This is a genomic window from Actinocatenispora sera, assembly GCF_018324685.1.
Lineage (GTDB): Bacteria > Actinomycetota > Actinomycetes > Mycobacteriales > Micromonosporaceae > Actinocatenispora > Actinocatenispora sera.
Window position 1 is genome coordinate 913,040 of sequence record NZ_AP023354.1, and the last position, 17,373, is coordinate 930,412.

The 17,373-nt window shown below is 73.5% G+C and carries 19 protein-coding genes; 10 read left to right on the plus strand and 9 right to left on the minus strand.

Going from position 1 to position 17,373, the window contains the following annotated elements; translation table 11 throughout:
- Positions 1-75 precede the first annotated feature (75 nt).
- Together Asera_RS04185 and Asera_RS04190 are read left to right on the plus strand one after the other, a co-directional pair.
- Positions 76-717 (plus strand): amino acid ABC transporter permease, encoded by a 642-nt coding sequence (locus Asera_RS04185; RefSeq protein WP_051802722.1) that lies wholly within the window; start codon positions 76-78, stop codon positions 715-717.
- A gap of 19 nt (positions 718-736) precedes the next feature.
- Positions 737-1,597 (plus strand): amino acid ABC transporter permease, encoded by an 861-nt coding sequence (locus Asera_RS04190; RefSeq protein WP_051802723.1) that lies wholly within the window; start codon positions 737-739, stop codon positions 1,595-1,597.
- 69 nt (positions 1,598-1,666) lie between these two features.
- Here Asera_RS04190 and Asera_RS04195 read toward each other — a convergent pair whose 3' ends face one another.
- A complete protein-coding gene (locus Asera_RS04195; RefSeq protein ID WP_030448363.1) occupies positions 1,667-2,050 on the minus strand; it encodes an avidin/streptavidin family protein in 384 nt (127 codons plus the stop codon).
- Between the two features lie 73 nt (positions 2,051-2,123).
- Between Asera_RS04195 and Asera_RS04200 the strand changes: the two genes are divergently transcribed.
- Positions 2,124-3,116, plus strand: a complete 993-nt coding sequence (locus tag Asera_RS04200; protein ID WP_084132376.1) for a GlxA family transcriptional regulator — start codon at positions 2,124-2,126, stop codon at positions 3,114-3,116.
- A 25-nt stretch (positions 3,117-3,141) separates the two neighbouring features.
- Here the strand turns inward: Asera_RS04200 and Asera_RS04205 are convergent, their stop codons facing one another.
- Positions 3,142-3,729, minus strand: coding sequence for an ArsR/SmtB family transcription factor (locus Asera_RS04205; RefSeq protein ID WP_030448365.1), 588 nt, complete (start codon positions 3,727-3,729; stop codon positions 3,142-3,144).
- 89 nt (positions 3,730-3,818) lie between these two features.
- Between Asera_RS04205 and Asera_RS04210 the strand changes: the two genes are divergently transcribed.
- Positions 3,819-4,208: a hypothetical protein gene (locus tag Asera_RS04210; protein ID WP_030448366.1), complete on the plus strand. Its 390-nt coding sequence runs from the start codon at positions 3,819-3,821 to the stop codon at positions 4,206-4,208.
- 22 nt (positions 4,209-4,230) lie between these two features.
- On the opposite strand, the gene Asera_RS04215 is transcribed toward Asera_RS04210, so the two are convergent.
- On the minus strand, positions 4,231-5,052 hold the full coding sequence (locus Asera_RS04215) for a sugar phosphate isomerase/epimerase family protein (protein ID WP_051802725.1): 822 nt from the start codon (positions 5,050-5,052) through the stop codon (positions 4,231-4,233).
- Positions 5,053-5,248: 196 nt separating this feature from the next.
- On the minus strand, positions 5,249-6,364 hold the full coding sequence (locus Asera_RS04220) for a LacI family DNA-binding transcriptional regulator (protein ID WP_084132378.1): 1,116 nt from the start codon (positions 6,362-6,364) through the stop codon (positions 5,249-5,251).
- 197 nt (positions 6,365-6,561) lie between these two features.
- On the opposite strand from Asera_RS04220, the gene Asera_RS04225 reads away from it, so the two are divergent.
- Genes Asera_RS04225 through Asera_RS04235 form a run of 3 tightly spaced genes read left to right on the plus strand, consistent with a single transcriptional unit; the run spans position 6,562 to position 9,757 of the window.
- The gene (locus tag Asera_RS04225; RefSeq protein WP_030448369.1) at positions 6,562-7,713 is read left to right on the plus strand and encodes a Gfo/Idh/MocA family protein; all 1,152 of its coding nucleotides are present in this window, start codon (positions 6,562-6,564) and stop codon (positions 7,711-7,713) included.
- Complete coding sequence (locus Asera_RS04230; RefSeq protein ID WP_030448370.1) at positions 7,710-8,861, plus strand: dihydrodipicolinate synthase family protein; 1,152 nt, start codon at positions 7,710-7,712, stop codon at positions 8,859-8,861. The genes Asera_RS04225 and Asera_RS04230 overlap by 4 nt, the downstream gene beginning before the upstream one ends.
- Complete coding sequence (locus Asera_RS04235) at positions 8,861-9,757, plus strand: sugar phosphate isomerase/epimerase family protein (RefSeq protein ID WP_030448371.1); 897 nt, start codon at positions 8,861-8,863, stop codon at positions 9,755-9,757. Before Asera_RS04230 ends, Asera_RS04235 begins: the two co-directional genes overlap by 1 nt.
- Positions 9,758-9,811: 54 nt before the next feature.
- Here the strand turns inward: Asera_RS04235 and Asera_RS04240 are convergent, their stop codons facing one another.
- Complete coding sequence (locus Asera_RS04240; protein ID WP_030448372.1) at positions 9,812-10,174, minus strand: nuclear transport factor 2 family protein; 363 nt, start codon at positions 10,172-10,174, stop codon at positions 9,812-9,814.
- Between the two features lie 190 nt (positions 10,175-10,364).
- Here Asera_RS04240 and Asera_RS04245 point away from each other — a divergent pair, with 190 nt between their 5' ends.
- The 3 genes from Asera_RS04245 to Asera_RS04255 are packed head-to-tail and all read left to right on the plus strand — an operon-like array spanning position 10,365 to position 12,283.
- On the plus strand, positions 10,365-11,042 hold the full coding sequence (locus Asera_RS04245) for a flavin reductase family protein (protein WP_030448373.1): 678 nt from the start codon (positions 10,365-10,367) through the stop codon (positions 11,040-11,042).
- A gap of 34 nt (positions 11,043-11,076) precedes the next feature.
- Positions 11,077-11,892 carry an SDR family NAD(P)-dependent oxidoreductase gene (locus Asera_RS04250; protein ID WP_244843730.1) on the plus strand — a complete coding sequence of 272 codons (816 nt, stop codon included), beginning with the start codon at positions 11,077-11,079 and terminating at the stop codon, positions 11,890-11,892.
- Positions 11,893-11,923: 31 nt separating this feature from the next.
- Positions 11,924-12,283: a MerR family transcriptional regulator gene (locus tag Asera_RS04255; protein ID WP_030448375.1), complete on the plus strand. Its 360-nt coding sequence runs from the start codon at positions 11,924-11,926 to the stop codon at positions 12,281-12,283.
- Positions 12,284-12,301: 18 nt separating this feature from the next.
- Here the strand turns inward: Asera_RS04255 and Asera_RS04260 are convergent, their stop codons facing one another.
- The 4 genes from Asera_RS04260 to Asera_RS04275 all read right to left on the minus strand — a co-directional run bounded on the left by Asera_RS04260 (position 12,302) and on the right by Asera_RS04275 (position 17,208).
- Entirely contained in the window at positions 12,302-13,315 is a 1,014-nt protein-coding gene (locus Asera_RS04260; RefSeq protein WP_030448376.1) for an NADP-dependent oxidoreductase, read from the minus strand.
- Between the two features lie 57 nt (positions 13,316-13,372).
- Positions 13,373-13,972 (minus strand): recombination mediator RecR, encoded by a 600-nt coding sequence (gene recR, locus Asera_RS04265; RefSeq protein ID WP_030448377.1) that lies wholly within the window; start codon positions 13,970-13,972, stop codon positions 13,373-13,375.
- A 9-nt stretch (positions 13,973-13,981) separates the two neighbouring features.
- Positions 13,982-14,326: a YbaB/EbfC family nucleoid-associated protein gene (locus Asera_RS04270; RefSeq protein WP_030448378.1), complete on the minus strand. Its 345-nt coding sequence runs from the start codon at positions 14,324-14,326 to the stop codon at positions 13,982-13,984.
- Positions 14,327-14,499: 173 nt separating this feature from the next.
- Positions 14,500-17,208: a DNA polymerase III subunit gamma and tau gene (locus tag Asera_RS04275; protein ID WP_244843732.1), complete on the minus strand. Its 2,709-nt coding sequence runs from the start codon at positions 17,206-17,208 to the stop codon at positions 14,500-14,502.
- Positions 17,209-17,373: the final 165 nt, after the last annotated feature.

Sequence of the window (17,373 nt, forward strand, 5' to 3'; positions counted from 1 at the left end):
CCCAGGTTGCTGACCCAGCCGTAGCGGCCGGTCACCGGCAGCGGTGACCGGCCGGCCAACGCCACGGAGGCAGCGGTGGACATCTTCTCGCACGCCGGCGACCTCGGCCACGGCTTCGTGGCCACCCTGGAGATCGTGCTCGTCGGGTTCGTCGGCGCCCTGGTGATCGGCACCCTGATCGCGATCTGCCGGATCAGCCCGGTGCTGCCGTTGCGCGCGTTCGGCTGGTTCTACGTCGAGGCGTTCCGGGCGGTGCCGCTGCTGGTGCTGCTGGTGCTGTGCGTGTTCGGCCTGCCCTGGATCGGCATCGTGCTGTCGCCGTTCTGGTCGGTGTGTCTGGGCATCGCCCTCTACGCCGGAGCGGTGGTCTGCGAGACGCTGCGCTCCGGCATCCGCGGAGTGCCGTTCGGTCAGGTCGAGGCGGCCCGCGCGATCGGTTTCACGTTCGGCCAGTCGCTGCGGCACGTGGTGCTGCCGCAGGCGTTCCGGGCGATGGTGCAGCCGTTCGGCAACGTGTTCATCGGCGTGGTCCTCGGCACCTCGCTGTGTGCGGCCGTCGGCGCGCAGGAGCTCACGTACGCGACGAAGGTGCTGAGCCTGTCGGTCGGCTCGCCGCTGGTCTGGTACGGCTGCGCCGCCGTGCTGTACATCGTGGTCACGCTGGGCAGCGCGTACATCTTCGGCATGATCGAGCGGCGGGTCAGGTTCCAGCGGTGAGCGGCGTGAGGAGCGGGGCATGAGGGGCGTCGAGCCGGTTCTGTTCGACCGTCCGGGTCCGCGCGGGCGGCGCCGGATCGTGGTGGCCACCGTGCTCGCGGTGCTGGCGCTCGCCGCGCTGCTGCTGCTCGCGATCCGGCAGTTCGACGTGCACGGGCAGCTGGCCGCCGACAAGTGGCGGCCGTTCACCCAGTGGCCGATCATGAGCTTCCTGCTCAACGGCTTGAAGTACACGATCCTCGTGACGCTGCTGTGCACGGTGATCTCGATGCCCGCGGGCGCGGTCATCGCGCTCGGCCGGCTGTCCAAGCGCCGCTGGGTGTCCTGGCCGGCGGTGGCGTTCACCGAGATCTTCCGGTCGCTGCCGACGATGCTGCTGATCCTGGTGTTCCTGCTGGCGCTGCCGCCGGTCGGCCTCAACCTGCCGACGATCTGGAAGCTCGCGGTGCCGATCTGCCTGACCGGCTCGGCCACCATCGCCGAGGTGTTCCGGGCCGGCATCCTCGCCCTGGAGCGCGGCCAGACCGAGGCCGCGTACGCGATCGGGATGCGCTACGGCCAGGCGATGCGGCTGGTGATCCTGCCGCAGGTGATCCGGCCGCTGCTGCCGCTGCTGCTGGTGCAGCTGATCAACCTGCTGAAGGACTCGACGCTCGGCTACGTGGTGACCTACTCCGAGCTGCTCTACTCCGGCAAGATCCTCGGCGAGTACGTGCACGCGCCGATCCAGACCTACCTGGTCGTGGCCGCGCTGTACATGATCGTCAACTGGCTGATCACCCGGCTCGCGCACCTGATCGAGCGGCGGCAGGGCCGGCTGCCCCGGTTCCGTACCCGGCGGGTCACCGCCGCCGCGGCCGTCACCGCCGCCGCGGAGTGACCGCGGCGGCCCGCGGCCCGGCCGTGCGGCCCGGCCGTGCGGCCCGGCCGTGCGGCCCGGCCGTGCGGCTCAGTCCCGGCGACGGAAGGTGTCGGTGTTCGCCAGTACGGCGTGCGCCCACGGCAGTTCGATCTCGACGGGTTCGGCGCCCGGCCGTGGGCTGCGTACCGCTCGGTCCGACACGACGTGCCAGGCCAGGTGAAGCAGGTCGGCGCGGAGCAGCCCGGTGAACGAGGCGATCGCCGCGAGCTCGCCGGCGGTCACGAAGGCCACGTGCAGCGCCCTCCCCTTGGCCAGCCCGGTCACCGGCACCGTGGTGCCGGCGAACGAGCTGTCGCCCAGCGCGGTCGTGAAGGTGCCCGCGACGTGACCGTCTCGTTCCGCGGTGATCCGCAGCAGCGAGCCGTACTCGTTGATCCAGGTTCCGGTCCAGGTGTCCGGCGCGTCATCCATGCATCCAGCCTGCGGGCGGAACCCGCGCGGCGCCGAGTGGCGGGATAGCCACTCTGCATGGTTTTCTTGCCAGATGCTCCGGGTGGTGGCCGTCGTGGTGGAACCGCAAGCGTCGTTCGAGCTCGCCTGTGTCGCCGACATCTTCGGCATTCGACGAGATGGCATCCCGGACTGGGCGGAGTTCCTGATCGCCGCCGAACACCCGGGTCCGGTCGGCACCAAGGCCGGGTACCGGATCGTGGTCGAGCACGGGTTGGCCGCCGTCGACCAGGCCGACGTCGTGTTCGTCACCGGATGGCCAACACCCGCCGAACCGTCCCGCGCCCTGACCGACGCGCTGGTGTCCGCGCACGCGCGCGGCTGCCTCATCGCCGGGCTGTGCTCCGGGACGTACGCGCTGGCCGCGGCCGGCCTGCTGGACGGCCGGGCGGCGACCACGCACTGGTCCCAGACCGACGACCTGTCCCAGCGGTACCCGCTGGTGCGGGTCACGCCCGACGTGCTGTTCGTGGACCACGGGGATGTGGCGACCAGCGGCGGTGCCGGCGCCGCGGCGGATCTCGCGCTGCACATCGTTCGCCGGCGATGCGGTCCCGAGTTGGCCGCCACCATCGCCCGCAACATGGTGCTGCCGCCGCATCGGCAGGGCGGGCAACGTCAGTACGCCATCGATTCGCGGCCACGTCGACAACCGGATCCGTTCGGCGGGCTGCTCGACTGGTGTGTCGACCATCTGGCCGACGAGCTGAGCCTGGCCACGATGGCCAGGCGGGCCAGGGTCGCACCGCGCACGCTGCACCGTCGGTTCCAGTCGCACCTGGGCACGACGCCGGCGGCATGGGTCCAGCAACAACGGATCGCCCGGGCGGCCACGCTGTTGCAGACCACCAACCTGCCGGTCGCGGCCGTCGGGGCGGCCGTGGGGATGCGCGACCCGACCAACTTCCGGGCGCAGTTCCGGGCCGGGACAGGCACCAATCCGAGCGACTACCGCCGAACGTTCGCCCCACCACGCCGGGCACCCGGCAGAGGACTCGGCCCGGCGGTCCTGCCCGCAGGAGGGTGACCGGCTCGCGGGCGGCCGGGACCGCTCAGGGTCGGTCGTCGTCCTCGTCGGCCGGTTCGGGGTAGGCGTACCAGCGGATCCGGACCGGGCGGGAGCCGGGCGGCGCCTCGTCCACCCGCTGCGCGTACCGGTGCACGAGTGCCAGGTAGTCGGCCTCGAAGGCGCGGAACTGCTCCGGCGACAGGTGGGTACCGGCGCGCGACCAGGTGGTCATCGGCTTGTCCCGCTCCCAGTGCGCGAGCAGCGTGTCGACCATGGTGCCGATGTCGTGCGCGTCCTCGGCGAGCCTGCGCCGGGTGACCTGCTCGACCAGCGCCCGACCGGCCTGGTCGAGCGTGTCCGGGTCGGCGGTCTGCCAGTTCGTGTTGGTGCGCCGCCACCAGCGTTCCCGCCCGGTGCCCCGGTCGGGCACGTCCTCGATGTACCCGTACCGCTCGAGCTGGCGCAGGTGGTAGCTGAGGGTGCCGGTGTTCTGTCCGAGGCGCTCGGCGAGCGTGGTGGAGGTGACCGTGCCGTCCCGGTCGATCTCGCGGAGGATGCACCGGCGGAGCGGATGGGTGAGCGCCTTCAGCGTTTCCGGATCCGCGACACGGTGGCGCATCGGCTCGGGCATGTCCCCTAGGTTACATCTACAGACTTTTCTTTGCAGAGAAAGCTCTGCGGATTGCTAGGGTGGGCCCGGGACGAACCGGGGAGGGTCCGATGGCGCTGAGTACGAGAGTGTTTCGCCTGGTCGGCGTCGCCTTCGCGATCGCGGCGGCGGCCATGCTGCCGTGGCTGGCGGTGCTGTCCCGCACCCTGCCGACCAGTACCCGGGCGCACCACTGGTCGCTCGCCTGGGTCGGCTTCGACGTGCTGCTCGCGCTCGGCCTGGCCACCACCGGCGTACTCGCCTGGCGCCGGCACCGCGGCGTGGTGGTCACCGCGACCGCCACCGCGACGATGCTCGTCGTCGACGCCTGGTTCGACGTGCTGACCTCGGCACCGGGTGGCGACCTCGACCAGGCGCTGCTGCTCGCCGGGTGCTGCGAGCTGCCGGTCGCGGCCGGCTGCCTCGCCCTCGGCGTCGCCGCCACCCGCCGTCTCCGCTGATCGCGCCGGAAGTGTGGTGGCGTCAGCCGGTGGCCGGGGTCCCGGCGGTGCGGACCAGCTCGACGTAGCCGGGGAGCACGTCGGCGAGCGGAGCGGCTTCGGGGTGCCAGGCGCGTTCCCACTCCAGCGACACCGGCCCGGCGTACCCGCGCCGGTGCAGCTGTGCCAGCACCTCGTCGAGCGGCAACACCCCGGCGCCCAGCGGTACCGGCGTGCCGTCCTCGGCCGACGGGACGTCCTTGAGCTGCACGTACCCCAGCCACGGCGCGACCAGCGCAGCGGAGGCGGCCGGGGTCTCGCCACCGAGCCAGGTGTGCAGCACGTCCCAGATCACCCCGAGCGGTACACCGTCCGATGTGGACACACCGGCCCGCTCGGTCGCCGCGGCGACCACCCGTACCGCGTCTTCCGCGCGGCGGTGCGAGTCGTGCGTCTCCAGCAACACGCCGACGCCCGCGTCGACGGCGGCGTCGGCCACCGCCGCGAGCCGCCGTACCGCCCGCTCGTCCGCGGCCGGGGACGGCTCACCACCGCCCGGAAACACCCGCACGTACGGTGCCCCCACCGCGACCGCCGCCGCCAGGTGCCGGCGCAGCTCCGCCATCACCTCCGCGTCGTCCCCCTCGGCCGCCACCCGGATGTACGAGTCGAGCGCCAGCGCGGTGAGCCCGGCCGCGGCGAGCCGGTCCCGGACGGCTGCGAGCTCCGATGTGGACAGTCCGGGATGCACGGGCTCGCCGTCGGCGCACCGGAACTCGATGCCGGTGCAGCCGTTGGTGGTGGCGAGGTCGATCACCTCGGGCAGCGGCAGCCCCGGGCAGCCGAGGGTGGCGAACGCGATCACGTCAGTTCTCCTGTCCGGTGGTGGCGGGGCCGGGTCGGCGAAGCGACGCCGGCGCGGCGGGCCGGCCGGCGAAACGGGTCCGGCGCGGGCGGTGGCAGGTGCGGTGGGCCGGCCGGAAAGCGGTTCGGGCGCCGCCGGGCGTCGGCCGGTGGCGCGAGGGCCGGCGTCGACCGGGCGGGGCGAGGCAGCGACGGGGTCAGCCCTCCCGGCCGGACGCGGCACCGCGGGCGGGTCCGAGCGCGGCGGCGCCGTCACGTACCTGCCGGGTGGCCGGGATCGGCGCGGCCGGCCGGTGCAGCGCGATGGTGCTCTCCCGCAGCACCACCTCGGCGTCGATCCGGATCACCTGGGGCGTCGGGGTCTCCCGGCCGGCGAGGGCCAGATCCAGTGCGCGGGCGCCCATCTCGGCGAGCGGCAGCCGCACGGTGGACAGCGGTGGGGTGAGGTCTCGTACCGTCGGGATGTCGTCGAAGCCGGCGAGCGACACGTCGTCCGGTACCCGGATGCCGAGGTCGCGCAGCGCGGCGAGGGCGCCGATGGCCATCACGTCGGACAGCGCGACCACGCAACTGACCTCGCGCAGCGCGCCGGACTCGTGCAGCTTCCGGACCGCGGCGTACCCGCCGTCCCGGGTGAAGCCGCCGTCGGCGACCCGCCGGTTCGGCAGCTTCGCCGCGGCGCGGCCGAGCTCGTGCCGGAACCCGAGGTACCGGTCCCGCACGGTCAGCAGGTGTTCGGGCCCGGTGATCAGGGCGAACTCGCGGTGACCGAGGTCGATCAGGGCGCGGGCGAGCGCGCGGGCGCCGCCCTGGTTGTCCGGCAGCACGGTGTCGACGTCGAACCGGTGCTGGCTGACCACCGCGACCCGGCCGCCGCCCGCGGAGTACGCGGCGAGCGCGGCGCGCAGCTTCTCGCTGCGTTCCCGGTCGTGGTAGCCGGAGCCGGCCAGGATGATCGCCTGGGCGCGCTGCTGGTGCAGCATCCGCACGTACGCGAGTTCCCGGTCCGGGTCGCGGAACGTGCAGGACATCATGACGAGCATGTCGTGTTCGGTGGCGCGGCGCATGGCGCCGCTGGCGATGGCCGCGAAGTACGGGTCGGACACGTCGTGCAGCACCAGGCCGACGCTCGCGGTGCGGCTGCCGGCGAGCGCTTGGGCGTGCGCGTTCGGGGTGTAGTGCAGCTCGTTCGCGGCGGCGAGCACCTTGTCCCGCAGCTGCGGGCGGACCACCCGGTTGCCGCCGTTGAGCACCCGGGACGCGGTGGCCACCGACACCCCGGCCTGCCGCGCCACCTCGGCGAGTGTCGCCACTGCGGTACCCCTTTCCCGCGTGCATGCGCGCGCGGCATGCCACCCGGTATCCCTACCATCCGGGCGGGTTCGGCGTGGCCCGGGGCTCGCGCAACGCGCCCACCGGCCGTGCTTGACCCGGCCCGGACCGCCAGTCTACGGTACGGCAAGCGCTTTCCAGGTAAGCGCTTGCCGTAGCTTGCAGGAGGATCGACCGCATGCCAGTACGTACCGTCGGTATCGCCATGAACGGGGTCACCGGCCGCATGGGCTACCGACAACACCTCGTCCGCTCGATCCTCGCCATCCGGGACCAGGGCGGCGTGGAACTCCCGGACGGGACCCGGGTCGTACCCGAGCCGATCCTGGTCGGCCGCAACGAGACCAAGCTGCGCGACATCGCCGCCCGGCACGGCCTGGACCGGTACGGCACCGACCTCGCCGCGGTGCTCGCCGAGCCCGACGTCGAGGTGTACTTCGACGCGCAGGTGACCTCCGCCCGGGAGAAGGGCATCCTCGCTGCGATCGCCGCGGGCAAGCACGTGTACACCGAGAAGCCGCTCGCCGAATCGGTCGAGGGCGCCCGCGCGCTGGCCCGCGCCGCGTGCGCGGCCGGCATCGTCGACGGCGTGGTGATGGACAAGCTGTTCCTGCCCGGCCTGCGCAAGCTGCGCCGGTTGATCGACGGCGGCTTCTTCGGCCGCATCCTGTCCATCCGCGGCGAGTTCGGCTACTGGGTCTTCGAGGGCGACTGGCAGAGTGCCCAGCGCCCGTCCTGGAACTACCGCGCCGCGGACGGCGGCGGCATCGCGCTCGACATGTTCGCGCACTGGAACTACGTGCTGGAGGACCTGTTCGCGCCGGTACGGGCGGTGACCGCGCGGGTCGCCACGCACATCCCGGAACGCGTCGACGAGTCCGGGCGGTCCTATGTGGCCGATGCGGACGACGCCGCGTACGGCATCTTCGAGCTGGACGGCGGGATCGTCGCGCAGATCAACTCGTCCTGGTGCGTTCGGGTCAACCGGGACGAGCTGGTCGAGTTCCAGGTCGACGGCACCCACGGGTCGGCGGTCGCCGGGCTGCGCCGGTGCCGGTTCCAGCACCGCGCCGGTACCCCGAAGCCGGTGTGGAACCCCGACCTCGCCACCCCGGAACCGTTCCGCGAGCAGTGGCAGGAGGTACCGGACAACGAGGAGTTCGACAACGGCTTCAAGGTGCAGTGGGAGCAGTACCTGCGGGCCGTCGTCGCGGGCGAGCCGTTCCGGTACGACTTCGCCGCCGCGGTGCGCGGCGTGCAGCTCGCCGAACTCGGCTACACCAGCTCACGGGAGGGCCGGCGGGTCGAGATCCCGGCGGTGGACGCATGAGTGACCTCGTTCTGCCCACTATGGACGGTCAGCTCGCCACCTACCGCCTGCGCGATCCGGTGCGCTGGCCCGCGATCGAGCGACCGGCGACCTCCCGCGTCGCCTACGCGGCGGCACACGTCGTCGCCGATCCGCTGGCGGACAACACACCCGGCGCGGCGGCGGCGGTCGACTGGGACGCGACCATCGCGTACCGCCGGCACCTGTGGTCGCTCGGCCTCGGGGTGGCCGACGCGATGGACACCGCGCAGCGCGGGATGGGGCTGGACTGGTCCGCCACCCGCGAGCTGATCCGCCGCTCGGCCGACGCCGCCCGCGACGTCGCCGGGCCGGCGGTGCTCGGCTGCGGCGCCGGTACCGATCACCTCGGCGACGTGACCGCCGTGGACGAGGTGATCGCCGGGTACGAGGAGCAGATCGGCACGGTCGAGGACGCCGGCGCCACGGTCATCCTGATGTGCAGCCGGCAGCTGGCCCGGCTCGCCCGCGGACCCGAGGACTACGCCCGGGTGTACGGCCGGCTGCTCGACCAGGTGCGCCGGCCGGTGATCCTGCACTGGCTGGGTGAGATGTTCGACCCGGCCCTCGCCGGCTACTGGGGATCGACCGACCTCGCGGTGGCGACGAAGAGCTTCCTCGACATCATCTCGGCCCATTCGTCCACAGTGGACGGTGTCAAGGTCTCGCTGCTGGACGCCGAGCACGAGGTCGCGCTGCGGTCCGCGCTGCCGGCCGGGGTGCGGCTCTACACCGGCGACGACTTCAACTACCCGTCGCTGATCGCGTCCGGGTCCGACGCGCTGCTGGGCATCTTCGACGCGATCGCGCCCGCCGCCGCCGCGGCGCTGCACGCGTTGGACGCCGGCGACCGGGACCGGTACGACGAGATCCTCGCGCCGACCGTCCCGCTGTCGCGGCACGTGTTCGGCACACCGACGTACCACTACAAGACCGGGATCGTGTTCCTCGCCTGGCTCAACGGCCACCAGGACGCGTTCACGATGGTCGACGGGCGGCAGAGCGCCCGCAGCCTGGTACACCTGGCCGAGATGTTCCGGCTGGCCGACGCCGCCGGGCTGCTGCGCGACACCGACCTGGCGGTACGCCGGATGCGCGCCCTGCTTGCGGTGCACGGGATCGAGGCCTGATGGCGGGCGACCGGACCGACCTCGACGTACCGAGCGGGGCGCGGGCGGCCATCGAGACGCCGGCGGCGGGCGACCCCCGGCTCTCCCGGCTGTCGCTGAACCAGAAGACCGTCGACCGGCTCGACCTGCCCGCCGCTGTCGACCTGTGCGCCCGGCACGGGATCCCGTCGATCGGGCTGTGGCGGGAGCCGGTCACCGAGTACGGCGTGGCCGCCGCGGCGAAGCTCGTTCGGGACGCCGGCCTGCGCGTCTCCTCGCTGTGCCGGGGCGGGTTCCTCACGGCCGAGGACCGCGAGGGGTTCCGCGCGGCGATCCAGGCGAACCAGCGCGCGATCCTCGAGGCCGCCGAGCTCGGCACCGACACGCTGGTGATGGTCGTCGGCGGCCTGCCCGCCGGCTCGCGCGACCTGCCCGGCGCCCGGGAACGGGTCGCCGACGCCATCGCGGAACTCGCGCCGTTCGCCGCCGGCCACGGCGTTCGCCTGGCCCTGGAGCCGATGCATCCGATGTTCTGCGCCGACCGCGGCGTTCTGTCCACTGTGGATGAAGCGGTCGCGATGGCCGCACCGCATCCGGCCTCGGCGGTCGGCGTGGTGATCGACACGTACCACGTGTGGTGGGATCCGACCGTGGCCGCGGCGATCGGGGCGGCCGGGGCGCGGATCGCGTCGTTCCAGGTGTGCGACTGGATGGTACCGCTGCCGGCGGACGCGCTGCTCGGCCGCGGGATGATGGGCGACGGGCACATCGACTTCCGGGCGCTGCGCGGCATGGTCGACGGTGCCGGCTACACCGGCGACATCGAGGTGGAGATCTTCAACGCCGACGTCTGGGCCGCCGATCCGGACGCGACCGCGGCGACCGTGAAGCGGCGGTACGTCAGCGAGGTGTGGTAGCCCGCCGAAGCAACGCCGGCGGACCGCCACGGGCGGTCCGCCGGCAGCGTCGGTTCAGGCCGGGACCTTGTCCAGGAAACCGGCCACCTGGGCGATCCGGCCCTCCTCGTCGAGCGCCACGACATCGAAACCGACGACGATCGGATCGGTGCCGTCCGGCCCGAGGTGCCAGTGGAACCGGGCCAGGTGGTGGTGGTCGTCGACCGGTCCGCCGAGACTGAACCGCAGCCCGGGGAACTGCTGCTGCGCCTCGCCGAGCAGCGCGTCGATGGCGTCCCGCCCGCGGACGTCGGCGAGCGGATCGGTGTAGCGGGCGTCGGCGGCGAAGACCTCGTCCACCAGGGCGCGGCGGGCGGCCGGGTCGTTCTCGTTCCAGGCGTCGAGGTACCGGGTTGCCAGCGCGGTGATGTCTGCCATGACTTCCTCCTGTTGTCGTGTCGGTACGCCCGACGCTACGGACGCCCCGGGGGCCGCCGAATCAGTCACGCATCGGTAATTCACCGGACACCGCGATCCGCCATGTCGGCCACGACCGACCCGTCGGGCGCCAAACGCTGCGACCGATTTCCGCCAGCCAGCCGCCGGGGAGTGGCCGCAGACTGACGACATGGAGTACGAGAACAGCCACACGCCGATCGCCCCCAGCATCCTGTACTGGGGCACCCCGGTCGTCCTGCTGTCCACCGAGAACCCCGACGGTACGGCCAATCTGGCCCCGATGTCGTCGGCGTTCTGGCTCGGCTGGCGCGGCATGCTCGGCCTCGGCGCGGGCTCGCAGACCGCACGCAACCTGCGCCGTACCGGGGAGTGCGTGCTGAACCTGCCCTCCGACGAGCAGGCCGACGCCGTCGACCGGCTCGCCCTCACCACCGGCAACGCCTGCATGTCGGCGGGTAAGTCGGCGCGCGGCTACCGGTACCAGCCGGACAAGTTCGGCGTCGCGCAGCTGACGCCGGCACCGTCGGACACCGTTGCGCCGCCGCGGATCGCCGAGTGCCCCGTCGCCATGGAGGCGACGCTCGCCACGACGCACCCGATCGCGGACGACAACGAGCAGGAGCGCGGCGCGATCGTGGCGTTCGAGGTGGTGGTCCGCCGCGTCTGGGTGCACGACGAGATCCGCGACACCGAGCGGGCCGACCACGTCGACCCCGATGCCTGGCGGCCGCTGATCATGAGCTTCCAGCAGCTGTACCGGCTGGGCCCCCGGGCCCGCTCGTCCCGGCTCGCCACCATCCCCGAACAGTCGTACCGGGACAGCGAGTACGTCCCCGTCGCGACTTGACCCTGACCCGCGGGTCAGGGTCTACGGTCGCGCCATGGCACCGAACTTCCCGGCAGCGGGCGCCCGGCGGGCGAACCACGAGGCGGCTTCCACCAGCGGATCGTCGACCGGCAAGGCGGTGGTCGTCACCGGCGGCGGCACCGGCATCGGGCGGGCCACGGCCCGGCTGTTCGCGGCCGAGGGCGCCGACGTGCTGATCACCGGCCGCACCGAGCGGACCCTGGCCGAGACGGCGGACGGCGTGAACGGCGTGCGTACCGTCGTCGCCGACGTGGCCGCGCCGGACGGGCCGGCGAAGATCGTCAGCGCCGCGATCGAGGCGATGGGACGCATCGACGTCCTCGTCAACAACGCCGCGATCATCCGGCCGGCGCGGCTCGGTGCGATCGACCGGTCCACCGCCGAGACCGAGCTGGGTACCAACCTGCTCGGTCCGGTGTTCCTGACCCAGGAGGCGCTCCCGCACCTGTCCCCGGGCGCGGTCGTCGTCAACGTCACGTCGAACGGCCCGCACCACGGCTGGCCGGGCAACTCGATGTACGGCTCGACCAAGGTGGCGCTCGACTTCCTCACCTACACCTGGGCGGCCGAACTCGCCGAGCGGGGCATCCGGGTGGTGTCGGTCGCGCCGGGCATCACCGCCACGCCGGTACTGGCGCACGCCGGGTTCAGCGCCGACCGTATCGCCACCGAGACTCCCCGCGCGATCGAACGCATCCCGCTCGGCCGGATCGCGGACCCGGCCGAGATAGCCTGGTGGATCGTGGCGATGACCCGGCCGGAGGCGAGCTACGTGACCGGCCAGGTGCTGCGCGTCGACGGTGGTCTCAACCACGCCGGCACGATCTGACGGCCGCGCGGGCGGCAAGGGAGGGGTCCGGGTGCGCATCGGCGAGCTGGCCCGGCGGACCGGCGCCACCCGGCGCGCGCTGCGGCTGTACGAGTCGCACGGGCTGCTGACGGCCGAGCGGGCGGCCAACGGCTACCGGCACTACGACGAGGCCGCGGCCCGGCAGGTGGCGAACATCCGGCGACTGCAGACGGTCGGCTTCACGCTGGCCGAGATCGCCGACTTCCACCCCTGCCTGGGCGGCGAGCTGACCGCGGTGTGCCCGGCCAGCACCCGCACGATCGCCCGCAAGCTCGCCGCGGTACAGGAGGAGCTGGACGCGCTGACCGTGTTGCGGGACCGGCTTGCCGACCTGCTCGACCACGCCGCCGAGCCCGCCGGGTCCCGCTGACCGCGCGGGGCCGACCGGTCAGTCCGATGTGGACAGTCGGACCAGCATCTTGCCGATGTTGCCGCCGCGCATCATGTCCAGGAACGCCACCGGCGCGTTCGGCAGGCCGTCGACGAAAGTCTCCCGGTAGGACAGTTCGCCGTCGGCCAGCCACCGGCCGGCCCGTTCGACGAACTCGGCGCGCAGATCGCCGTGGTCGCGGACGAGGAAACCGCGCAAGGTGAGCCGCCATCCGATCAGCCGGGCGAGGTTGCGCGGCCCGGGCGTCGGCTCGGTGTCGTTGTACCCGGAGATCATCCCGCAGATCGCGGCCCGGCCGAATCGGTTCATCGAGGCGATCGCGGCCTCCAGGTGCTCGCCGCCGACGTTGTCGAAGTACACGTCGATGCCGTCCGGGGCGGCCGCCCGCAGCTGCCGCGCCACCGGCCCGTCGTGGTAGTCGAACGCCGCGTCGAAGCCCAGCTCGTCGGTCAGGTAGGCGACCTTCGCCGCCGTACCAGCCGAACCGATCACCCGGCCGGCACCGAGCAGCCGGGCGAACTGGCCGGCCGCGCTGCCCACCGCACCGGCGGCACCGGACACGAACACCGTCTCGCCCTGCTTCAGCTGCGCCACCGCGACCAGCCCCGCGTACGCGGTGAGGCCGGTCATGCCGAGGATCCCCAGGTAGGCGGAGACCGGCGCCGCGATCGGGTCGACCCGCACCGCGCTGCCGGCGTCGAGCAGCGCGTAGTCACGCCAGCCGAGGCCGTGCAGCACCGTGTCACCCACCGCGTACCGCGGGGACCGGGACTCGACGACCTCGCCGATCGCGCCGCCCTCCAGCGGCCCGCCGACCTCGAACGGCGGCACGTACGACTCGACGTCGTTCATCCGGCCCCGCATGTACGGGTCGACCGACATCAGCGTGTTGCGCACCAGCACCTGCCCGTCGGCCGGCGCCGGCACCTCGACCGTGGCCAGTTCGAACGTCTCCGCGGTCGGCCAACCGACCGGCCGCGCCGCCAACCTGATCTCCCGCCCAGCTGTCATGCCACCAGGCTAGGGTCTGTTTCGGTCCGGGTGCGGGCCGACCGGGAGCCCGCCCGCTCAGACGTCGACGGAGCGGCGCCCCTCGAACGCGCGCCCCAGCGTGATCTCGTCCGCGTACTCCAGGTCGCCGCCGACCGGCAGCCCGGACGCGATGCGCGTCACCGCGATCCCCATCGGCTTCACCAGCAGGGCGAGGTACGTCGCGGTCGCCTCGCCCTCGGTGTTCGGGTCGGTGGCGAGGATCAGCTCGGTCACCGCGCCCGACTGCAACCGGGTCATCAGCTCCCGGATCCGCAGGTTGTCCGGGCCGACGCCCTCCAGCGGGTTGATCGCCCCGCCGAGCACGTGGTACCGGCCGCGGAACTCGCCGGTGCGCTCGATCGCGACGACATCCTTGGGCTCCTCCACCACGCACAGCACCTCGTCGGTGCGCCGTGCGTCCCGGCAGATCCGGCACTCGTCGGCCTCGGCCACGTTGAAGCAGACCCGGCAGAACCGCACCTGGTCCTTGACCCGGGTCAGTGCCGCCGACAGTCGGGTCACGTCCTCCCGGTCGGCGGCGAGCACGTGGAACGCGATGCGCTGCGCACTCTTCGGACCGACCCCGGGCAACCGGCCGAGTTCGTCGATCAGATCCTGGATGGCGCCCTCGTACACCGGGCGGTCCTAGAAGCCCAGACCGGGCATGCCGCCGGCCATCCCGCCGAGGCCACCCGCGATCGGGCCCATCTTCTCCTGCTGCACCTTGCGCGCCTCCTCGGTGGCGCTGCGCACCGCCGCGACGATCAGGTCCTGCAGGGTCTCGATGTCGTCCGGGTCGACCACCTTCGGGTCGATCTCGATGCTGCGCAACTCGGCGCTTCCGGTCACCGTCGCGGTCACCAGCCCGCCGCCGGCGGCACCCTTGACCTCGGTGTCCGCCAGTTCTTCCTGTGCCGAAGCCAGCTGCTCCTGCATCTTTTGTGCCTGCTTGAGCAGTTGCTGAAGGTTCGGCTGCCCGCCACCCGGCATCACGGCGACTCCTCGGGGCTCGTCGGCTCTGCGGTCTGTCCCTGCCGAGCGTAGCCGGCGCAACGCGACACCACCCGCACCGCCCGCTGCCGCCCGCGGACTTCGAGACGCCACCGCGGGTGTGGCACGGAATCCTGCCTGCCGGTCTGCGGGGGGGCGGGCCACCACCCGTTCTAGTCGATCGGCTCTGCCCCGAGCTTCTGTACCAGCAGCGAGACCGCCCGGTCCTCGACGCTGACCGGCTTGGGCGCGGTGGCCGGGTCGAACGGCTCGTCGGTCGGCTCGTCGCCGGGCGCGAACCCGTCCAGCGCCGGCGCCGTGCCCGGACCGGTCGGCCGAACAGGCGCCGTGGCCACCGCGGTCGCCGCGCCGCCGGTCGGGGCCGTGCCGCCCATGCTGACCGGTACCGGGTCGTCCGGCGAGAAGTCGGTGGGCCCGTCGGGCAGCCAGTCCGGTGCGCCGGCCGGCCGCGGCATCGTCGCCACCGCGCCGCCCGGCTGCGCGCCGCCGTTCCCGGGCGCGAACCCGCTCGGCGCCGATCCGGCACCGGCAGCGTTCGACACCGGCGCGCTCCCGGCGACCGCCTGAGCGCCACCGAACCCGGCCGGGGCCGCTCCCGCCGACCCGGTCGGGGCCGGGCCACCCGGCACGGGACCGGGCGGCACGGGGCCCGCCGATGCGGCACCGGTCGGCCCGGAGCCGTTCGCCGGCGGTACGGCAGCGGCGCCGCCGCCTCCCGCGGGTCCGGCGCCTCCCGCGGGTCCGGCGCCTCCCGCGGGTCCGGCGCCTCCCGCGGGTCCGGCGCCGGTCTCCGGCCGGCCGGGCGTCCCCCCGGCGGAGCCGCCGGGGCGGGCGATCTCCGGCCAGCCGCCGGCGTCGTCCGCAGGCACCGGCGAACTGGTCGCGGTCGGTGCCGGCGGCGCGGCGGCGGCCGGCGGGGCGCTGCGCTGCGGCGCCGGTCGGCTCGACGCCGCCGGGTTCGCCTCGCAGCGGATCCGCAGCCGACGGTGCAGTACAGCGTGCACCGCATCCTGGATCACCGACGCCAGGTTGTCGTCGTTGAGCCGCGCCGCGGTGCCGGCGTTGCGCGCCTTGAGAACCAGGGTGTCGCCGTCCAACGCGTACGGCCCGGCGTTCTGGCCGAGGATCGCCCACACCATCTGCCGCCGCCGCTTCACCTCGGCCAGCACCGCACTCCAGTGCGCCTCGACGGTGGCCAGATCCACGTCGCCGGACGCGGCGGGGCCCGCGGGTTCGGTACGGCCCGGCCCGCCCCCGGCCGCCGCCGGCGCGGCAGCCGGCACGGACGGCGCAGCCGGCGTGGACGGAGCAGGTGGCACGGACGGCCCAGGTGGCGCAGCAGGCGCAGGTGGGGCCGAGGCCGGGTCCGCCGCGGACGTCGACCCGGGCTCGACCGGGGCGGGCGCAGGCACCGGTGCGGCCGGCGCGGGCACGGCGGGCGCAGGTCCCGCGGCCTGCGCGGGCACCGACGCCGTCGCGGCCGCGGCACCCGCAGTCGGGCTCGGGCCGGACGCGGCACCCGCAGTCGGGCCGGTGCTCGGGCCGACCGGAGCGCCGGTACTCGGCCCGGACGCGGCACCCGCGCTCGGGCCGGCCGCGGCACCCGCGGTCGGGTCGGATGGGACGTCGGTGCCCGGGCCGACCGGGGGCGTACCCGGTGCACCCGCGGCCGGCGAGCCGACGATCGGCACCGCACCGCCGGCGGCGATCCGGTGCTCCAGCGTTTCCAGCCGTTGCAGCAGGTCGGCGGCGCTGTCACCGGCGGGCAGCAGCATCCGGGCGCAGAGGACCTCCAGCACCAGCCGGGGCGAGGTGGCGCCGCGCATCGAGGCGAGACCCTCGTGCAGGATGTCGGCCATCCGGGACAGCGTCGCCGGACCGAGCCGCTGCGCCTGCGCGACGAGCCGTTCCACCTCGTCCGGCGGCACCGCGAGCAGGCCCTTGCCGGCGGCGTCCGGCACCTGGTTGAGCACGATCAGATCGCGCAACCGTTCCAGCAGGTCGGAGGCGAACCGGCGGGGGTCGTGGCCGGCCTCGACGACCCGGTCGACCGCGCCGAACAGCCCGGCGCCGTCGGAGCCGGCGAGCGCGTCGACGGCGGCGTCGATCAGCTCCACGTCGGTCACGCCCAGCAGCGCGACCGCGCGCGGGTAGCTCACCCCGGACTCGTCGGCGCCGGCGAGCAACTGGTCCATGATCGACTGGGCGTCCCGCACCGAGCCGCCGCCCGCCCGTACGACCAGCGGAAACACCGCCGGATCGACCTTGACGCCCTCCTTGGCGCAGAGCCACTCCAGGTGTTCGCGCATCACCCCGGGCGGCACCAGCCGGAACGGGTAGTGGTGAGTCCGCGACCTGATCGTGCCGAGCACCTTGTCCGGCTCGGTGGTCGCGAACACGAACATGACGTACTCGGGCGGTTCCTCGACCAGCTTGAGCAGCGCGTTGAACCCGGCCGACGAGACCATGTGCGCCTCGTCGATCACGTACACCTTGTAGCGGCTGTTGACCGGGGCGAAGAACGCCTTCTCGCGCAGCTCGCGGGCGTCGTCGACGCCGCCGTGGCTGGCCGCGTCGATCTCGATCACGTCGATCGAACCCGGCCCGTCGGGCGCGAGCGCCCGGCACGAGTCGCACTCGCCGCACGGCTCCGGCGTCGGCCCCTTCGCGCAGTTCACCGAGCGGGCCAGGATCCGGGCGCTGGACGTCTTGCCGCAGCCGCGCGGCCCGCTGAACAGGTAGGCGTGGTTGAGCTTGTCGTTGCGCAACGCCGCCATCAGCGGCTCGGTGACCTGCTCCTGGCCGAACACCTCGGCGAAGGTGCGCGGCCGATATTTCCGGTACAACGCGATGTTCGGCACCGGCGTCTCGCCCCCTCTCCGAGACCCACTGCTGGCCCCGGAGCCGAAGTCTAGGTCAGCCGGCCGACACCATCCGCCCGGCGCGGCCGGGCGGGTGACGGCGGGGTTGCGATGCCCGGCACGGTGGCTCGGCGCGGGCACGTCGGCCGGCCGGGCGCGGGCACG